Source organism: Streptomyces sp. NBC_01431 (assembly GCF_036231355.1).
Lineage (GTDB): Bacteria > Actinomycetota > Actinomycetes > Streptomycetales > Streptomycetaceae > Streptomyces.
Genome location: NZ_CP109497.1, coordinates 363308 through 379471, shown reverse-complemented (window position 1 = coordinate 379471; position 16164 = coordinate 363308). Strand labels below are relative to the sequence as shown.

Here is a 16164-nt window from a genome sequence, read left to right as displayed (position 1 = left end):
CGCAGGTATCGCGGCGCCCGTGTGGCGGTCACCGTGCCGAAAAGCGGTGGACAGCTTTCCGGCTCTGGGTGAGCATCACCGCGATGAACAACGAACCTCTCTCCGCCCCCAAGCTCGTCCGCTTCGTCGAGCTCAGCGCAAGAGCGCTGCGGGCCCTTGCCGACGGTGACCTCGCCGGCGGCAGCGCCGAGGCCGGGGTCGCTCTTGACGAACACTTCGTCGGTGAACGAGCCCGCAGGATCTTCGGCTACCGTGCCGATCAGCTTGCCAAGGACCCCTCTGCCGCGCCCTGGATCACGCGGGCCGCGGTGTCCGAGCCGGACGGGATCGTCGTCGGGGACGCGGGGTTCCACGGGCCGCCGGACGAGTCCGGCATGGTCGAGGTCGGCTATACCGTCGTGCCCGCGTACCGCCGCCAGGGCTATGGCCGCGCGATGCTGAGGACGCTGCTCGTCCGGGCCGCCGCCGAACCCGGGGTCAGGACCGTGCGCGCGAGGATCGGGTCCGACAACACCGCCTCTCTGGCAACCATCGAGGGGTTCGGCTTCACGCGCGTCGGTGAGCAGGGCAACGAGCGCGACGGACTCACGATCATCTTCGAGGTCCCGGCAGAGGCTGTTCAGGCCGGATAGCTTCACGGCCGCGGCGTACATGGTGATCGTCCCGGTTCGGGCCGTGACATGCGAAGTGCCGTACGGATTAGGCGAGTTGTAAGGCGTGGCGCCAGCGTGCCTCGGCTTGTGGTCCTCGGGTCCTCGGGTTCTCGCTCCGCCTCAGGCCGCTCGGGCTTCCTCTCCGGCCAGGAACGGAAGCAGCAGCGAGAGCAGGGCGCGCGGTCGGTGCAGCGGGATGATGTGGCCGCAGTCTTCTATGACGTGTCCGGTGAGATCGTCGGTGACCGGGCGGAGTTGACGTTCCAGGGCAGCACCGACAGGGCGGGCGCCCAGCGCCATCGTCGGCACGGTCAGGCGGGCAGTGGTGACTGCTTGCTCGATTTGTACCGCGCTCTCGGGCAGGGCCCGGTAGTAGGAGAACGCGCAGCTCAACGCCTGCCGACCGGTGTACGCGCAGACGAAGGCGTCCCGGACGGCGGGGCGCACCCCGTCGCCGAGCATGCCGGCGTGCAAGAACCAGTCGATGTAGGCGGCCTCGTGGCCCTCAAGGACGGTCTCGGCGAGGCCGGGCGCGGCGGAATGGAAGCCGAACCACCACGGCGCTCCGTCGGCGAGGAAGTCCTCGGCACCGGGCAGCCTGCCCAGCAGGGACTCCATCACCACCAGGCGCCGGACGAGACCGGGGTGGCGCAGCGCAAGGAGGAAGGCCGGCGGGGTGCCCGCGTCGATGCCCACCACCGCGGCCGAGGACACGCCGAGAGCAGTGAGAAGCGCCGCGGCGTCCTCGGCCAGGGTGCCCGCGTCGTATCCGGAGGCGGCCCGGCTGCTCGCGCCGAACCCGCGCAGGTCAGGTGCGATGACGCGGTAGCGGCTGGACAGATCGGCCATGACGTCCGTCCACAACTCCCAGGTGTGAGGGAAGCCGTGCAGCAGCAGAACGGCTGGGCCGGACCCGGCGAGGGCGACGTTCAGTTCGACACCGTTGACGGGGACGCGTCGCAGCTCGGGCATGGGGCCCTCCAGGTACTTGGTGAACGATGGTGACAAGGCCACGCTAGGGAACTAACTTGGTCCGCCCAAGAGAGCACTTTCGAATCAGGTGGTGAGCCCAAGGTGACCCCGTCGAAGTCGAGCAGCCGCGACCAGCGGCCCGGTGAGCGCGGTGACCTGCTGGATCCGTCGTGCCCGACCCGCCAGTTGCTCGACCGCATCGGAACCAAGTGGACGTCGATGGTGGTCAAGGTGCTGGCCGAAGAGGCTCCGGACGAGCTCCGTTTCGCGGAACTGCGACGTCGTATACCGGGCATCTCACAGAAGATGCTCTCCGCCACCCTGCAGAGTCTGGCCCGCGACGGCCTGGTCGCGCGCCGCGTGGAACCCACCGTGCCGCCCGCCGTGCACTACCGGCTCACTGACCTCGGCCTGTCCCTCGAAAGACCGCTCTCAGCCCTACGGGGCTGGGCCGAGACACACATGCCGGAGATCGACCGCAACAACCAGCTCGCCGATGAGTCACCCGCCCCCTAGCGTGCATCGAAGCGCTGGTCACAGCCACTCATTGATGGCCACGACGAGGACGGTCACCTCGTGGCGGACCGCCAACTTGCCGCACGTCGTGGGCACTACGCGGTGCCTCTTGAGCCGATTTATGCCCCACTCGACCGCGTACCGCTCACGGTAGTCGCCCCGGGCCGAACGTCGGCGGCCGACCACCGTGAGAGAGCCGCACTTGTTGTGGCTGCGCGCCTGATCGAGCTTCTCCGGGTTGGTGCGCAATCATGCAAGCTGATCGACCGGGCCCCCATCGACACCGAGATGACGCTCCGCGCCCGCTCCCCCAGAGATGTACCAGAACCCCAAACTCGTCGACATTTCGTGTCAGTTCCCGGTTACGAAGCCACACGGGCCGGCTGCACCTCGAACGGCCAACGTCCTGCCCGGGTACGGCAGTTTGGCACCGGCTGACCGCGGTCATCGCCTCTACTTGGTCGTGTGCGTGGGGTAGACCTCGACGTCGGTGTAGGCGCCCTTGATCTGCCCAGCACTGGAGGGCCACTTCAGGCTCACGGTGTGGGTCTCGTTCGGGGGCGTCACCAGGATGTTGGTCGGGTGCGTGAGGCTGTTGCCGCTGCTGTCGATGTTGTAGGCGATGTCGAAGACAGCGGCGTCGCCGGGCTTGAGGGTGGTTATGCGCGGCTGGGCGTGGCCGCGCTCGATGGGGTTCGAGGTGTTGTCGGCGTCCTTGATGTCGACGCCCGCGAAGCCCGTTGCCGAGCAGGTGGTCGAACCCCGGTTGATCATGGTGATGTTGATCCTGCCGGAGCTCTTGTCGGTCGCGGCGTCCTGGGCGTCGATGGCCAGGTCCTCCGCCTTGCAGAACGTGCTCTTGCTGCTGGTCTTCGTCTCGCCTTTCGCGGCGCCGGAGCCGGCCGCGGTGTCCTGACCGGAGCCCGACTTCGCGTTGCCGGCCCCCGAGCCCGCGGAACCCGCGCCCACCGGTTTCGAGCCACCGTCCGAGGACGAAGGCGCGGAGGACGGGGAGGCCTTGGAGGACGAGTTGTTCCCGGAGTCGTTGTTGTCGCAGGCGGTGAGCGAGAGGGTGGCGGCGAGGCCGACGGCGGCGAGAGCAGTGATGCGGGTGTAGTTCACGGTGTTCCCCCAGAAGTAGGGCGGTGCGTGCGGTCGGAAGTATTTGTATCCCGCACCGGGTTACAGGCGGTGCTTCGCGACGTCTTCGTTCTGTCACAGGCCTCTTGACCGCACGCTCCGCCAAGGCGCCGCCACCGTACGGTCACCAGCCTGGTTCAAGGGGCGACCGCCGGACACCGTTTCGGCGGCTGGGCGCACGCGCACAGCACGCCGCCGACATCGGTGACCAGATACGGGCGAGGATCCCTACGTTCCCCCGCCAGTTGGCAGTTGGGGTCCGGACTTTCTCGTCGCTGGTCGGCCGGTGGGCCCCCAAGGGAACCCGCCACCAGTCATCAACTCCAAGCCCAGGTCGCCCACTTGACTTGAGTCACCAACGACCCACCACTCGCTACGGCGTGTACAAAGCGATCAGACGCCCCGAAACCGTCGCCGAACACAGCCGCCGCCCAGCGGTCAAGTAACAAGCCGAGAACGCCAAGACCACAGCGACCTAGCCGGAGGCGGCTGCTCCCGCCGAGTGGCACCAACTCGTTCGTGAACCACACAAGCCCCCAAGTCACGCCATTACGGCGAGACTTGGGGGCTTCTCTGTGTACTTCGATCGTGGCGCCTGCGCTGGTCAGGTCGCGACGCCCATCATGCACCGATGGACAGTCACACGCACTCGTCCGAGCCAGAGGCTCAACGTCCTGACCAGCTACGGTACGGCAGCCACAACTTTGTAACCCTGGCTCAGAAGGCGGTGTTGTTGCAGCCCATGCTCGACCCGATGTGGGTGTTCTGAGCACCCGGGTTGCCCTCGCCGTTGAGCCCGTTGCCCAGCAGGCCGTTGAGGATGCCGACCTGGCCGAGGATGTCGAGGTTCAGGTCGTGCGACTTGCAGTTGCTGCTCTGCTTGATGCCGAACTGGTCGCCGCCCTTCCCGCCGTCGTGCGCCTGGGCCGTGCCGGTGGCCAGCATCCCGAGGCTACCGAGGGCAGCGACCAGGACGGCGGCCTTGCGAAGCTTGTTCATGTCATCTCCATTGGAGTGAAGTGGACACGATCCGCGACAGATCGATCCCTTACAGTCATGCAAATTAATATAAATCGCCCTAAACCACCCGATGGCGCGCCGGAAACCATGATCTTGTTGTGGAAGCACTCTGAAGTCGTAACGCCTACGAGCGGACCCTCGGCGTCCTCCACCGCACCTGCGGTTCACCTCGGCGACCGCCCGGCGGGCCAACCGCTCTCGCACCGCGGGACCGGCCGGGTCGAGGAGGCCACGAACTGCTACAGCTCCTCTTCATCCCCAACCTGCGCCGCGGGGCCGTGGGGTAGTTGACGTCGTCGTTCGCCGTCTGGCCGTCTGGCTGGCTGGCTGGCTGGCTGCGAAATACAGGCCCATGTGCGCAGATCGACCGATCAAGGAGGGGCAGCTGCGGTAGCAGTTGTGCGCGGGACAGCACGAGTTCGGTGCGCTACCCGCGCGTGATGATGCTGATGGCCTCGGTCGGCGGCAACCGGGTCCCGGTGATCGCTGAGCTGGTGCAGGCCGACGAGTACGCCGCCCGGGAAATCATCCACCGGCTCTACGAGATCGGCTGACCTGCCTGAGCCCTCGATGGGCAGGAGGCCGTACCCGCCTGTTCGGCACTGACGACCAAGTCCTCGTCATGGCGACGGCCGCCACCCGCCCGGCAGATGATCCGGCCCCGGCCCTCTGCGTGTAAGCGGCCCGGGGCCCGTGCCGAGCCGCCTACCGCGCGAGGCCGGAGGTGTCATCACCGTGCCGGGCAGGCGCGCCGAGTCCGGCGCTGCCGCTCCTCATCACCAGGCCGTGGGAAGGTACCCGTACCCGTAGCCGTAGCCGTAGCCGTAGCCGTGGGTCGCGTACCCGTCGATCGCGTACCCATCGGTCACGTCGTAGTTCAGCAGCTTGTTTGGCGGTGGCACCTAGGACGACGCGCTGGCGCTGGGGGAGCTCAACAGGTGCTCATCGGCTGAGAGTTGGACGGATCGACGGCGTACGTGTTCTGGCCCTGGCTGATGCAGGATGCGCCGGAGGCAGCGCTCGCGGTGCCTGTGGCAGCGGTGATCGCGGCCCCGCCGAGGACAGCGGGGGACAGCACGGTGGTCGACCGCATCGAGGCCGATGGGACCACAGGGCCTGCGTCGGCAGCGCGCCAACCTGAGTGCGGCATGGCGGACCGGAGAGGACCGAGTCGTACTGACCCGCAGCCGTCCGAACGTCGGCGGTGCTCGACGCCCTTCGACATCCCTCAGCAGGCGGGTTGTCCGCTCAAGTAGACGCGGTAGAGCTCGGCTTGGGTGCGCGGGCCGTAGATTCCGTCGGCGCCAAGTCCGTCGCACGTCTGGAAGCGGAGCAGCGCCGCGAGGGTGCGCTGATCGAAGACTCCGGTGATCGGACCGTGGTAGTCGCTCAGCGCATAGCTGAGCTCGCACTGGAGCTGGCGTACCTCTGGCGCGCTGGGCGGCCTGTGCCAGCTGTTCCACGGGGCGTACTGGCACGGGCCGGGCGCCGGTTGGGCCGCGGCAACTTCGACGAGTGGTGAGCACAGCAGAGCTGCGCAACTGACCGCCACGGTGGTCCACCGGGTGACGGCGGCGCTGGTGGGGCGTGGTGCCATGAGGTCCCCCCTGTCGCTGTGAGCGGGATCGGATGCTCTCTACGGGCGTTCTTGGTCGGGCCGTGTCCGACCGGCCGAGCAGCGAGGCTTGGCCGGTCGGACACGGCGCGGTTGTGGCCTTTCGGTGTGTGCCGGCGAGGTGCGGCTACTTGTGGCAGTCGATGTCGTTGAGCCACCAGTTGTCCAGGGCGGCCCAGGTATCGCGTCCGATGATTCCGTCGGCGGACAGCCCTGCGCACTGTTGGAAGGCGATGGTCGCGCTCTTGGTGCCGCTGCCGAAGATGCCGTCGACGGTGACGCGACGGTCCAGGACGCTGTTGAGCTGGCACTGGGCCTGCTTCACGGCCGCGCCCGTACTGCCGGACGCCAGCTGCGGTTCGCTGGTGGTGTAGGTACAGGTGAAGTGCGCCGGTTTCATGATCGTGGTGGCCGGTGCCGGTGCTGGGCCAACCCCATCGAGGCCCACTTCGGACCCCTGCGACAATTCAACCTCGCCAACTCCCACCACCCGAACCACACCTCCAGACCCGGGCCCTGCACGCCTACCTGCGCTGGCGCAACAAGCACAACCGACACCCTGACGTCCTCACCGCACAGCGACGCGAACGCGCCCGCATCCGGAGCGAGAAAGGCCTCCGCTGGGGCGGCCGACCCGCGCTCGCAGCGTGACCAGTTCGCCGGTCACATCACCTACGGGACGCTCACCGTTGCCCAGACCCGGAACAGCGTGAGGGCCTCGGTCAGGTTGCCGGGTCCACACGCGATGCGAAACGCCCTCTCGGCCGTCCAGGCCATGACCCAGTCGTGCCCATCCCGAGTGACCCGATATTGGGCATACTCCCGGTCCGCCAAGACTGTCTCTTCAAGATCAATCTTGACGGCCCAGCCCGGGTTGTCGAGAGTCTCGATCGTCATGCCCCATTCGTGTTCCCAGTCGCCATCGCACTGTGAGGTGTACCAGCTCTGCAACCAGTCAAGGACGTGCACGGATTCAGCCATGGACGCAAATGCTAAGCGGACCGCGCACGCACCAACCAACCCGGCGTACCTTCCCGGTCACAGCACCAGGCACCACGCGGCACCCTGCTGGGCAACGGCGCCGTGACCGCCACCGCGCTCGCCTACACACCCGGTGGGCGCACCTGGCGACCGGTGGCAGCGGCTTCTGCCACGCGATGCCTCCGGTCAATCCGAGACCGTGGCGTGATCGCACGCATGATGAAGCGCGGAGTCGGATACTGATCATCATGGTGCACCGAGTAGCTGTGCTCTCCGACATCCACGGCGTGCTGCCCGCGGCCGAGGCCGTTCTGGCGGAAGCGGACGTCGTGGCCGCGGACCTGATCGTGCTCACCGGCGACATCGCCTGCGGTCCCCAGCCAACCCACGTCCTTGACCTGTTCGCCGGGCTTGGCGACAGGGTGGTGTGGATCCGGGGCAACGCCGATCGCGAACTCGTCGAGTACCGGCGCGGAATGCGTACGTCCATCCCGGACCCGATCGGCCCTTCGGCTGCCGACAGCCTGCGTGCGGAACAAGTGGACTTCCTGGCCGGACTGCCCACCTCGCACACCGTCGAGGTGGACGGGCTCGGCGAGGTGCTGTTCTGCCATGCCACACCACGCGACGACGAGGAGGTGGTACTGGTCGACTCCCCCGCCGAGCGGTGGGAGAGGGTGTTCTCCGGCCTGCCCTCCACAGTCACCACCGTGGTGTGCGGCCATACACACATGCCCTACACACGGCTGGCCGCCGGCCGGCTCGTAGTGAACCCGGGCAGCGTTGGCATGCCCTACGGCAGGGCAGGCGCACATTGGGCGTTGCTCGGCCCGGGTGTCCAACTGCGGCGCACCCCGCTGGACGTGGAGAGTGCGACCCAAGACATCGTGGCGCGCTCCACCTTCGTGCAGGCAGCCGAGTGGGCGGACCACTGCCTCAACGCCCGAACCGGCGAGGCGGAGGCCTTCGCCCTGTTCGCCGGGTCGTCCGCGGACGACCCGGCGCACGACCCGACGGGCCGCGTAGAGGGGTAGTGGCCTTCATGTGAGTCAGACTCACCACCCCTTCCACGATTCGCCCGGTGGCGCGGACGCCCCCGGAGGGGCGTCCCGGCGTCACATGTTGATCATGTGGCCGGCGAGGCCGTGGATGGCTTCCTTGACCGCCTCGCCGAGCGTGGGGTGGGCGTGGATGTTGCGGGCGACCTCGTGCACCGTGAGGTCCCACTGTTGGGCCAGGGTGAGTTCCGGCAGCAGCTCGGTGACCTCGGGGCCGATCAGGTGCGCGCCGAGCAGTTCGCCGTGCCGGCGGTCGCTGATCACCTTGACGAAGCCAACCGGTTCTCCCAGGCCGTGGGCCTTGCCGTTGGCGGTGAACGGGAACTTGGAGACCTGTACGTCGAAGCCGGCTTCCCGAGCCTGTGCTTCGGTGTGGCCGAAGCTCGCGATCTGCGGCTGGCAGTAGGTGGCGCGCGGAATCATCCGGAAGTCATCGATCTCCATCGTCTCCGCCCCGCCGATGGTCTCGGCGGCGATGACGGCCATGGCCTCGGCGGCGTGCGCGAGCATCAGCTTCCCGGTCACGTCGCCGATCGCGTACAGGTGGGGGACGCCGGTGCGACCGCGGGCGTCGACCTCGATGGCGCCGCGCTCGCCGACGCGTATCCCGGTCGTCTCCAGGCCGTAGCCCTCGACGCGCGGCGCGAAGCCGATGGCCTGGAGGACCTTGTCCGTCTCCAGGACCTTCTGAGTTCCGCTCTGGGTGACGGTCACCCTGACCGGGCCCGACGGGTCGGAGTCGTCGATCGCGTCGACCCGGGTGGACGTGAGGATCTCCACCCCCAGCTTGCGGTAGTGCCGGGTGAGTTCCTTGGAGATGTCGGCGTCCTCGGCGGGCACGATCCGGTCGGCGTACTCGACGAGGGTGACCTTGACTCCGTAGTTGTGGAGCACGTAGGCGAACTCGACGCCGATGGCTCCGGCGCCCGCGATGACGATGCGTTCGGGCAGTTCCTCGGTGAGGATCTGCTCCTCGTACGTGACGACCCGCGCGCTCAGGCTGGTGCCGGGCAGCAGACGGGTCGTGGCGCCCACCGCGATGATGCACTGGTCGAAGGTGACGGTGCTGCTCGTGCCGTCGGACAGCGCGATCTGGAGGGTGCGGCTGTCGGTGAAGGTGCCGCGGCCGTCGTACTCGGTGATGCCGTTCTTGCGCATCAGGTAGTGCACGCCCGCGACCCGGCCGTCGGCCACCTGCCGGCTGCGCTTGAACGCGGCACCGAAGTCGAGCGTGATCGGGCCTGAGGACTGGATGCCGTAGGTGTCGGCCTGCCGGGTCAGGATGTGGGCCAGCTCCGCGTTGCGCAACAGGGCCTTGGAGGGGATGCAGCCCACGTTCAGGCACACCCCGCCCCAGTACTTCGGCTCGACGACGGCCGTCTTCAGACCGAGCTGTGCGCTACGCACCGCCGCGGTGTAACCGCCGGGGCCCGCTCCCAGGACGACGACATCGAAATGCTCGCTCATTGTTCCTCTGACTTCCCTTGTCCGTACGGGTGTTCCGGCGCGGTCCGCCCGAACTCGGTTGGGGCCGCAGCCGTTTCAGGCTCCTGCACAGCCGCCGTCCACCGCGTAGTAACCGCCCTGCATGAACGATGCCTTGTCGGAGAGCGGGAAGGCAGTGACATCGGCCACTTCCTCGGGGGGGGGGCCGATGCGAGGGCCCTGGCCGGCGCCGCTGACGTCGGCCCCCATGCCGAGAGCACGCCCGCCGTCGGCGGACCCTCGCGCGCTGGCTGAAACACCTCGGTCTGGACACGAGCAGTCGCCCTCATGCATTCGGGACTTGATTAATAGTGCCTAGCTATTGACGCCGATCGTTCAGGAAATTTATGGTCCCTGGACCCTCGCAGGCGAACCAGAGTGACGGAGAACAATGACGTACTCCCTCGGTGTGCGGCCGCGTGCTGCCCGACTGACCGCGGTGCTGCTGGCCGGAGTGCTGGTCACCTCCGCGCCACCCGCGGCCTCGCAGCCGGCGCGAAACACCGCCGCCCCGACCGCTAACTGCCGCAGCAGCGACGACTGGACGCTCGGCACCAACCATATCGATGCGGCTGATACCCACCATGCCTTCGTCGGCAACGGCTACCTGGGGCAGCGCGTGCCGCCCAACGGCGCCGGATACGCCGACAGCGACGCCAAGACCGGCTGGCCGCTGTTCACCCCGCGTTACGACGGCTCCTTCGTGTCCGGCCTGTACGCGCACAACAAGCAGACCGCCGGGGACCGGCAGGCCGTCGCGGCGCTGCCCACCTGGACCGCCCTCACCGTCACTACGGGTGGAGCTCAGGGCGATACCTTCAACTCTTCGACGTCACCCGGCCGGATTTCCCACTACCGCCAGTCGCTCTTCCTCCACTGCGGCGTGGTGCGTACGTCGATGACCTGGACCGCCGCCGACGGCCGCCAGACCGACCTCGTGTACGAGGTGCTCGCCGACCGCGTCAACCCGCACGTTGGCGCCGTACGCATGAGCATGACGCCGCACTGGAGCGGGGAGGCGACCGTCACCGACATCCTGGACGGCCGCGGCGCGCGGCGCATGCAACAGACCGGCGGCGGTGACCAGACCAGCGGGGACCACAGCGCCGGCCGGACCGCACCAACCATGGATGTGGCTTTCCGTACGGACGGCACGAACGTGGACGGAGCTGTCGCCTCCACCTTGCGCGCCGGAAGCGGAACACACGGCGTCAAGGCACAACAGGCCACTCAGGCAAAGGACATGACGAGCCATCAGGCTCTTACCCTGCACGTCCGGAGCGGGCAGTCGTACGACGTCACCAAGTACGTAGGCGTCGACACGGCCCTGACTTCGCGCGCGCCGCGCCGGGACGCCACCGCCACCTCGCAGCAGGCCGCCGACCGCGGCTGGGATGCCCTGCTGCGCTCCCACGCCGCCGCCTGGTCCCGGCTGTGGCGCAGCGACATCGAGGTGCCCGGTCAGCCCGAGATGCAGTCGTGGGTGCGGTCCGCGCAGTACGGGCTGCTCTCCAACACTCGCGAGGGCGCGTCCAACAGCATCGCTCCGGCAGGCCTGACCAGCGACAACTATGCGGGCCTCGTCTTCTGGGACGCGGAGACGTGGATGTATCCGGGTCTGCTCGCCACCCGGCCCGAACTCGCCAAGACCGTGGTCGACTATCGCTACCGGACCCTCGCGGGGGCTCGCGCGAACGCCCGCGACCTCGGCTATCAAGGGCTCTTCTACCCCTGGAACAGTGGAAGTTCGGGCAATTTGGCCCAGGAGTGCCACAGCGTCGACCCGCCGCACTGCCGCACCCAGATCCACCTCCAGTCCGACATCTCGTTGGCTGCCTGGCAGTACTACCTGGCCACCAAGGACACGCAATGGCTGCGCGATCGCGGCTGGCCGGTGCTGCAGGGCATCGCCGAGTTCTGGGCGAGCCGCGTCAGCCCCAACCCGGACGGCAGCTACTCGATCAAGGACACGGCCGGGCCCGACGAGTACAGCAACGGCGTCGACGACGCGGTCTTCACCAACGCCGGCGCCGTCACCGCCCTGCGCCACGCCACCCGCGCCGCCGAACTGCTCGGCAAGCAGGCACCCAAGGAGTGGAACGCGATCGCCGACCACATCCGGATCCCGTACGACGCACGGAGCAAGGTCTTCCAGCAGTACGACGGTTACAAGGGCAGCACCATCAAGCAGGCCGACACGGTCCTGCTGATGTACCCGCTGGGGTGGCCCATGCCCAAGGGCGCCGACGCCGCCACCCTGGACTACTACGCGCAGCGGACCGACCCCGACGGCCCGGCCATGACGGACTCGGTGCACGCCATCGACGCCGCCGGAATCGGCGAACCGGGCTGCTCCACGTACACCTATCTGGAGCGTTCCATCAAGCCGTTCGTACGCGGCCCGTTCGAGCAGTTCTCGGAGGCCCGCGGCGACAAGGCGGGCGCCGATGACCCCCTGGCGGGCTCGCCCGCGCAGGACTTCCTCACCGGCAAGGGAGGCTTCCTACAGGTCTTCACCAACGGCCTGACCGGCATGCGGATGGGCGAGAACAGCCTCCACCTCGACCCGATGCTGCCGCCGCAACTCGACCGCGGCGTCACCCTGCACGGCCTGACCTGGCAGGGGCGCACATACGACATCGAACTCGGCGCGCACCGCACCACCGTGCGCCTCACCGCCGGCGCGCCGATGACGCTCGACACCCCCCAGGGCGAGCAGATCGTCAGCAGGGACGTCCCCGCCGTCCTCAAGACCCGCCGCCCCGACCTCACACCCACCACCAACGCGGCCCGCTGCACCACTGCCACGGCCTCGTCCGAACAACCCGGCATGTACGCGGACGCCGCCGTCGACGGCAACACGGCCACGGCCTGGGTCCCCGACAGCGCGAGCGGCCAGCTGACGACGGACCTCACCAGGCCCGTGCCCGTCAAGAAGGTCACTCCCACCTGGAACGCCACCAAGCCCGTGGCCTACAGCATCGAGCTTTCCCTCGACGGGCGGCACTGGCACCGCGAGGTGGCGGGCGACGCGCAACTCGCGCGGTACGTACGGCTGACGGTGCAAGGTGACGTCCAGGCCAAGAACCACCCGGGTGTCGCCGAGTTGACGGTGAACTAGGAGCAGCGCGGGCCGTGTTCTGGCCCGCACCGACCCGGGACCGACCGAGCTCAGCCGGCGTCCGTCCGCATGCGCGCCACGCTGCGCGCATGCGGGGCCGCTGAAGCGGCTTGTGCGTGAGTGCTCAGGCCGGTCCTGCGGACGGATCCCCGATGAGGCTTTGTACGAGGGGGAGATGGATGTCAGAGGAGTCCTTGAAGGCGTGGACGCTCGCGGCCCCGCTGGGGAGCCCAGTGATCCGGCGTTCGGTGGATTCCAGCAGGACGTGTCCCCGGCAGTTCTTCTCCTTGTGGATACTGGCCCGGTAGCCCGGGGGGAGCACGATGGTCTTGATGTCCCGCGTGAGGTTGACGCACACGTTTCCCGATCGCGGTGGGACGGTCAGGACGCCTGTGCCGGTGGCGTGGGCAGCCGGTGTTGCCAGCAGGGGCGCGAGGATGAGTGGGGCCGTGAGCAGCATTCTCTTCTTCATGCCTTGACAACGATCAAGTCCCGCTGAGGAAACCGACCCCAGTTGGGCCGTCCGGTCGCTCCCACCCTCCATGGTCCTGGAACTGTGGCTTCGACCACGGCGGACGTGGTCCTCCCATGGTGAGATCGCCAGATGCTCGGCTTCCTCCTCCGTCTTCTGCCGTTCTGGGTCCGCGAGCCGCTGCTCATCGCGGTCGGGTCCGTTCTCGGCGTACGCATCATGTATCTCGCCATCCGCGATCACGACAAGGTCGCTGCGGGTCTCGGCGTGGTGTTCCTCGTGTTCACCGCGATACGCGTCCACATGGTGCTCCGCGCCCTGCGCGCACGCCGCCGGAACCCGAGTCCGGCGACCCATGCAGACGGGGCGGCGGTCGACGCCGCCCCGCAAACCCAAATCCAAACCCAAGCCCCGGCCCAGGCCCAGCCCCAGGCCGGAGCGGGGCCGCGACCCGGCCCGGCCGCCCCGGAGAAGGAGCCCAATGTGTGGGGCCAGGCCATCGCGGCGGTGGCCGTGGTCGGGGCGCTCGCGGCCGCGCTGTGGTTGGCTCCGCGTGTGCTGCCGTCGGACAACAGCACGGCGCGGCAGGCCGCCACGTGTCCGGCCGGGGAACACAAGGAGCTGCCGAAGGCGTACAAGGGGACGCCGCGCGCCGCGACCGGTGACGAACTGTGCAAGGCGCTCAATCGGCCCGACCTGGCCCAGCTGCTCGGCACGCCCGGAGAGAGTGCGACCACGGCCTCCGGTACGAGCAACACAGCTCTCCTGACGGACGAGAAGGTCGCCCTCCCGGAGGCCGAGGTCAGTTTCGACACGTACACCGTGCACCTTTCGGCCACGTACAACGAGCTGTCGATAGCCCAGTACGTGAAGTTGATGAAGTTCGGCAATGAGAAGGACGTCAAGCAGCTTCCGGTTCTTGGGCGGCCCGCAGTGCTGTCCTCGGATCACACCATGGCGATCAGGATCGGCCCGGGATCCGGCGGACCGGTCGAACAAGGCCCCCTGGCCAGAACGCTGTCCATAGCCCTCGACCAGGCGGACCGAGGGGGCTACTACGAGGTCACCGTGTGGCGCACGTCCGGCGTCGTCCCGGACGACGGCGTTCTCCTCGGCATCGCTGAGAAGGTCCTTCCGACGATCCCCCAACGGGCTGCCCGATAAGAGCCCGTTCCCTTCCTGGCGCGCGGCCTGCCCTCGTCGCAAGTGGTGAAACCGGTGCGAAGCAGAGGTCGCCAAGTCGGCACTGTCCTCCCTGCCTTCGACCTTAACCACCCGGAACCCGGAACCCGGAGAGCTGGGGTACGGGCACCGGCTTCGCCACATACCCTTGCCGACGCTAGGGTGTGGCGCCGTACTCGGCGGATCGCTCCCCAGCGGGAGGTGGGAATGGGGGGCTCATGGACACGGACCACGTGGAGCTGGTCGTCGCGGCGCAGGCCGGTGACGATCGGGCGCGCGAGGAACTGATCGCCGCCTACCTGCCATTGCTCTACAACATCGTCGGGCGAGCGCTGAGCGGACATGCCGACGTCGACGACGTGGTCCAGGAAACCCTGCTGCGCGTGGTGCGCGACCTGCCGGCCCTGCGTGCCCCGGAGAGCTTCCGGTCCTGGCTGGTGTCGATCACGCTGCGCCAGATCAGTACCCACCGGATCCGGCAACGCACCTTCGCGGACCGGACCACGGTCATCGATGAGGCACACCGCATTCCGGACCCCGACGCCGTACCTGAGGACATGACGCTCCTGCGTCTGCATGTGTCGGACGAGCGCCGCCAGGTTGTGGAAGCGGGCCGGTGGCTCGACCCGGACCAACGGGTGCTGCTGTCACTGTGGTTGCAGGAAGGCGCCGGCCTGCTGAGCCGTGACGACATCGCCGCCGCGACCGGGCTCACGGTCGCCCACGTCGGAGTGCGTCTGCAACGCATGCGCGAGCAGCTGGAACTGACCCGGACGATCGTCGCCGCGCTGGCGGCCGACCCGCGCTGTCCGCGGCTGGACGAGACCGTCGTCGGCTGGGACGGTCTCCGTACATCGGTGTGGCGCAAGCGGATCGCGCGGCACACCCGCGGTTGCCCGGTCTGCGCGGCGACGACGTCGACCCGGGTTCCGGCCGAACTGTTGCTCCTCAGCCTCGCGCCGCTGGCGGTCCCGGCCGGGCTCATCGCCGCGCTTGCCGCCAAGGGCCTGCTGTCGAGTACGGCCGCGAGCGCCGCCGGACTGGCCGCGGCACACGCAGCCGTCGGCACGGCGACAGCGACGGCGACGGCGACGGCGACGGCGGGCGGCAGTCTGCACGGCTCGCTGATCGGCAAGCTCTACGCGGTGACCGCTCATCCGGTGCTGGCCCTCGCCACCGGCGCGGTGCTCATCACCGGGACCGTCACTTACGCGGCCTGGCCCGAACCGGCGCATCGGGTGCCCGGCGTCGTCGCCGCTCCCACGGTCGGAAATTCCACGCCCGTCCCGTCGCGCGCCACCCCTTCGGCCGGGCCGTCCTCGGCGAGTCCGTCCGCCGCCGCGGGCACTGTTCTGCCGGGTGCGCAGTCGCTGGAGTCCGTTGCCGACCCCGCCCTGTACCTCACGTACGCGGGGGACTTCGCGGCGCTCGGCCATGTCTCCGCGTCCAGCGACCCGCAGACTCGCCAGCGGGTCACCTTCACGGTCATCGAAGGGCTGGCCGACACACGATGCGTCACCTTCCGCGCCACCGACGGCCGCTATCTGCGCCATCGTGACCTGCGGCTGCGGCTGAGCACGAACGACGGCAGCGAACTGTTCCGTCAAGACGCCACCTTCTGTCCGCGCCCCGGGGCGGTCGCCGGGTCGGTGACCCTACACGCGCACAACTATCCCGGATCGGTGCTCCGCTGCCGCGACGGTGGCATCTGGCTCGATGGCTCCGACGGCACTCGGGCCTTCGGCGACCAGGCTTCCTTCATCATCCGCAGGGCCTGGGCCTGAGAACCGTTCGTTGAGCGTCGTGCACCGAGTCGCGCGGTGACGGCGCGCGCTCTCGCACCCCAGCCCCGCACCCGGCTTCGGCGCGCCACTCGGCTCACGACGTTCATCGACGCATGTCTCGCCGCGGCCGCCCCAAGGGTTGATCACCGCGACAACCCGCCATGG

Annotated in this window: 17 protein-coding genes and 2 pseudogenes; 8 read left to right on the top strand and 11 right to left on the bottom strand. The window is 68.6% G+C overall.

Annotation, left to right across the window (positions count from 1 at the left end; all coding sequences use genetic code 11):
• Positions 1-83 precede the first annotated feature (83 nt).
• A complete protein-coding gene (locus OG522_RS39105) occupies positions 84-632 on the top strand; it encodes a GNAT family N-acetyltransferase (protein ID WP_329468208.1) in 549 nt (182 codons plus the stop codon).
• Positions 633-773: 141 nt separating this feature from the next.
• Here OG522_RS39105 and OG522_RS39100 read toward each other — a convergent pair whose 3' ends face one another.
• On the bottom strand, positions 774-1625 hold the full coding sequence (locus OG522_RS39100) for an alpha/beta hydrolase (RefSeq protein ID WP_329468207.1): 852 nt from the start codon (positions 1623-1625) through the stop codon (positions 774-776).
• 102 nt (positions 1626-1727) lie between these two features.
• On the opposite strand from OG522_RS39100, the gene OG522_RS39095 reads away from it, so the two are divergent.
• Complete coding sequence (locus OG522_RS39095; RefSeq protein ID WP_329468206.1) at positions 1728-2141, top strand: winged helix-turn-helix transcriptional regulator; 414 nt, start codon at positions 1728-1730, stop codon at positions 2139-2141.
• Positions 2142-2159: 18 nt separating this feature from the next.
• Here OG522_RS39095 and OG522_RS39090 read toward each other — a convergent pair whose 3' ends face one another.
• The 3 genes from OG522_RS39090 to OG522_RS39080 form a co-directional block, all read right to left on the bottom strand.
• Positions 2160-2390, bottom strand: a complete 231-nt coding sequence (locus tag OG522_RS39090) for a hypothetical protein (RefSeq protein ID WP_329468205.1) — start codon at positions 2388-2390, stop codon at positions 2160-2162.
• Positions 2391-2594: 204 nt separating this feature from the next.
• Complete coding sequence (locus OG522_RS39085) at positions 2595-3263, bottom strand: DUF4232 domain-containing protein (RefSeq protein ID WP_329468204.1); 669 nt, start codon at positions 3261-3263, stop codon at positions 2595-2597.
• Between the two features lie 735 nt (positions 3264-3998).
• Positions 3999-4280, bottom strand: a complete 282-nt coding sequence (locus OG522_RS39080; protein ID WP_329468203.1) for a hypothetical protein — start codon at positions 4278-4280, stop codon at positions 3999-4001.
• A gap of 375 nt (positions 4281-4655) precedes the next feature.
• On the opposite strand from OG522_RS39080, the pseudogene OG522_RS39075 reads away from it, so the two are divergent.
• Positions 4656-4947 (top strand): annotated as a pseudogene (locus OG522_RS39075) (IS630 family transposase); the annotation flags it as partial.
• Positions 4948-5077: 130 nt separating this feature from the next.
• Here the strand turns inward: OG522_RS39075 and OG522_RS39070 are convergent.
• From OG522_RS39070 to OG522_RS39055, 4 genes are all read right to left on the bottom strand, one after another.
• Positions 5078-5203: a hypothetical protein gene (locus OG522_RS39070; protein WP_329468202.1), complete on the bottom strand. Its 126-nt coding sequence runs from the start codon at positions 5201-5203 to the stop codon at positions 5078-5080.
• Between the two features lie 29 nt (positions 5204-5232).
• Entirely contained in the window at positions 5233-5394 is a 162-nt protein-coding gene (locus tag OG522_RS39065) for a hypothetical protein (protein WP_329468201.1), read from the bottom strand.
• 135 nt (positions 5395-5529) lie between these two features.
• Positions 5530-5898: a peptidoglycan-binding domain-containing protein gene (locus tag OG522_RS39060; protein ID WP_329468200.1), complete on the bottom strand. Its 369-nt coding sequence runs from the start codon at positions 5896-5898 to the stop codon at positions 5530-5532.
• A 145-nt stretch (positions 5899-6043) separates the two neighbouring features.
• Positions 6044-6316, bottom strand: a complete 273-nt coding sequence (locus OG522_RS39055) for a peptidoglycan-binding domain-containing protein (RefSeq protein ID WP_329468199.1) — start codon at positions 6314-6316, stop codon at positions 6044-6046.
• A gap of 24 nt (positions 6317-6340) precedes the next feature.
• Between OG522_RS39055 and OG522_RS39050 the strand changes: the two are divergent.
• Positions 6341-6567, top strand: a pseudogene (locus tag OG522_RS39050) (IS630 family transposase); the annotation flags it as partial.
• Between the two features lie 21 nt (positions 6568-6588).
• On the opposite strand, the gene OG522_RS39045 reads toward OG522_RS39050, so the two are convergent.
• A complete protein-coding gene (locus OG522_RS39045; RefSeq protein ID WP_329468198.1) occupies positions 6589-6897 on the bottom strand; it encodes an immunity 53 family protein in 309 nt (102 codons plus the stop codon).
• Between the two features lie 248 nt (positions 6898-7145).
• Between OG522_RS39045 and OG522_RS39040 the strand changes: the two genes are divergently transcribed.
• Positions 7146-7931 (top strand): metallophosphoesterase family protein, encoded by a 786-nt coding sequence (locus OG522_RS39040; protein WP_329468197.1) that lies wholly within the window; start codon positions 7146-7148, stop codon positions 7929-7931.
• An 81-nt stretch (positions 7932-8012) separates the two neighbouring features.
• Here OG522_RS39040 and lpdA read toward each other — a convergent pair whose 3' ends face one another.
• The gene (lpdA, locus tag OG522_RS39035) at positions 8013-9422 is read right to left on the bottom strand and encodes a dihydrolipoyl dehydrogenase (RefSeq protein ID WP_329468196.1); all 1410 of its coding nucleotides are present in this window, start codon (positions 9420-9422) and stop codon (positions 8013-8015) included.
• 409 nt (positions 9423-9831) lie between these two features.
• Between lpdA and OG522_RS39030 the strand changes: the two genes are divergently transcribed.
• On the top strand, positions 9832-12561 hold the full coding sequence (locus tag OG522_RS39030) for a discoidin domain-containing protein (RefSeq protein ID WP_329468195.1): 2730 nt from the start codon (positions 9832-9834) through the stop codon (positions 12559-12561).
• Between the two features lie 124 nt (positions 12562-12685).
• Here OG522_RS39030 and OG522_RS39025 read toward each other — a convergent pair whose 3' ends face one another.
• Positions 12686-13033 carry a hypothetical protein gene (locus OG522_RS39025; protein WP_329468194.1) on the bottom strand — a complete coding sequence of 116 codons (348 nt, stop codon included), beginning with the start codon at positions 13031-13033 and terminating at the stop codon, positions 12686-12688.
• Between the two features lie 132 nt (positions 13034-13165).
• Between OG522_RS39025 and OG522_RS39020 the strand changes: the two genes are divergently transcribed.
• Both OG522_RS39020 and OG522_RS39015 read left to right on the top strand, forming a co-directional pair.
• The gene (locus tag OG522_RS39020; RefSeq protein WP_329468193.1) at positions 13166-14197 is read left to right on the top strand and encodes a DUF6215 domain-containing protein; all 1032 of its coding nucleotides are present in this window, start codon (positions 13166-13168) and stop codon (positions 14195-14197) included.
• 236 nt (positions 14198-14433) lie between these two features.
• A complete protein-coding gene (locus OG522_RS39015) occupies positions 14434-15999 on the top strand; it encodes a sigma-70 family RNA polymerase sigma factor (RefSeq protein ID WP_329468192.1) in 1566 nt (521 codons plus the stop codon).
• Positions 16000-16164: the final 165 nt, after the last annotated feature.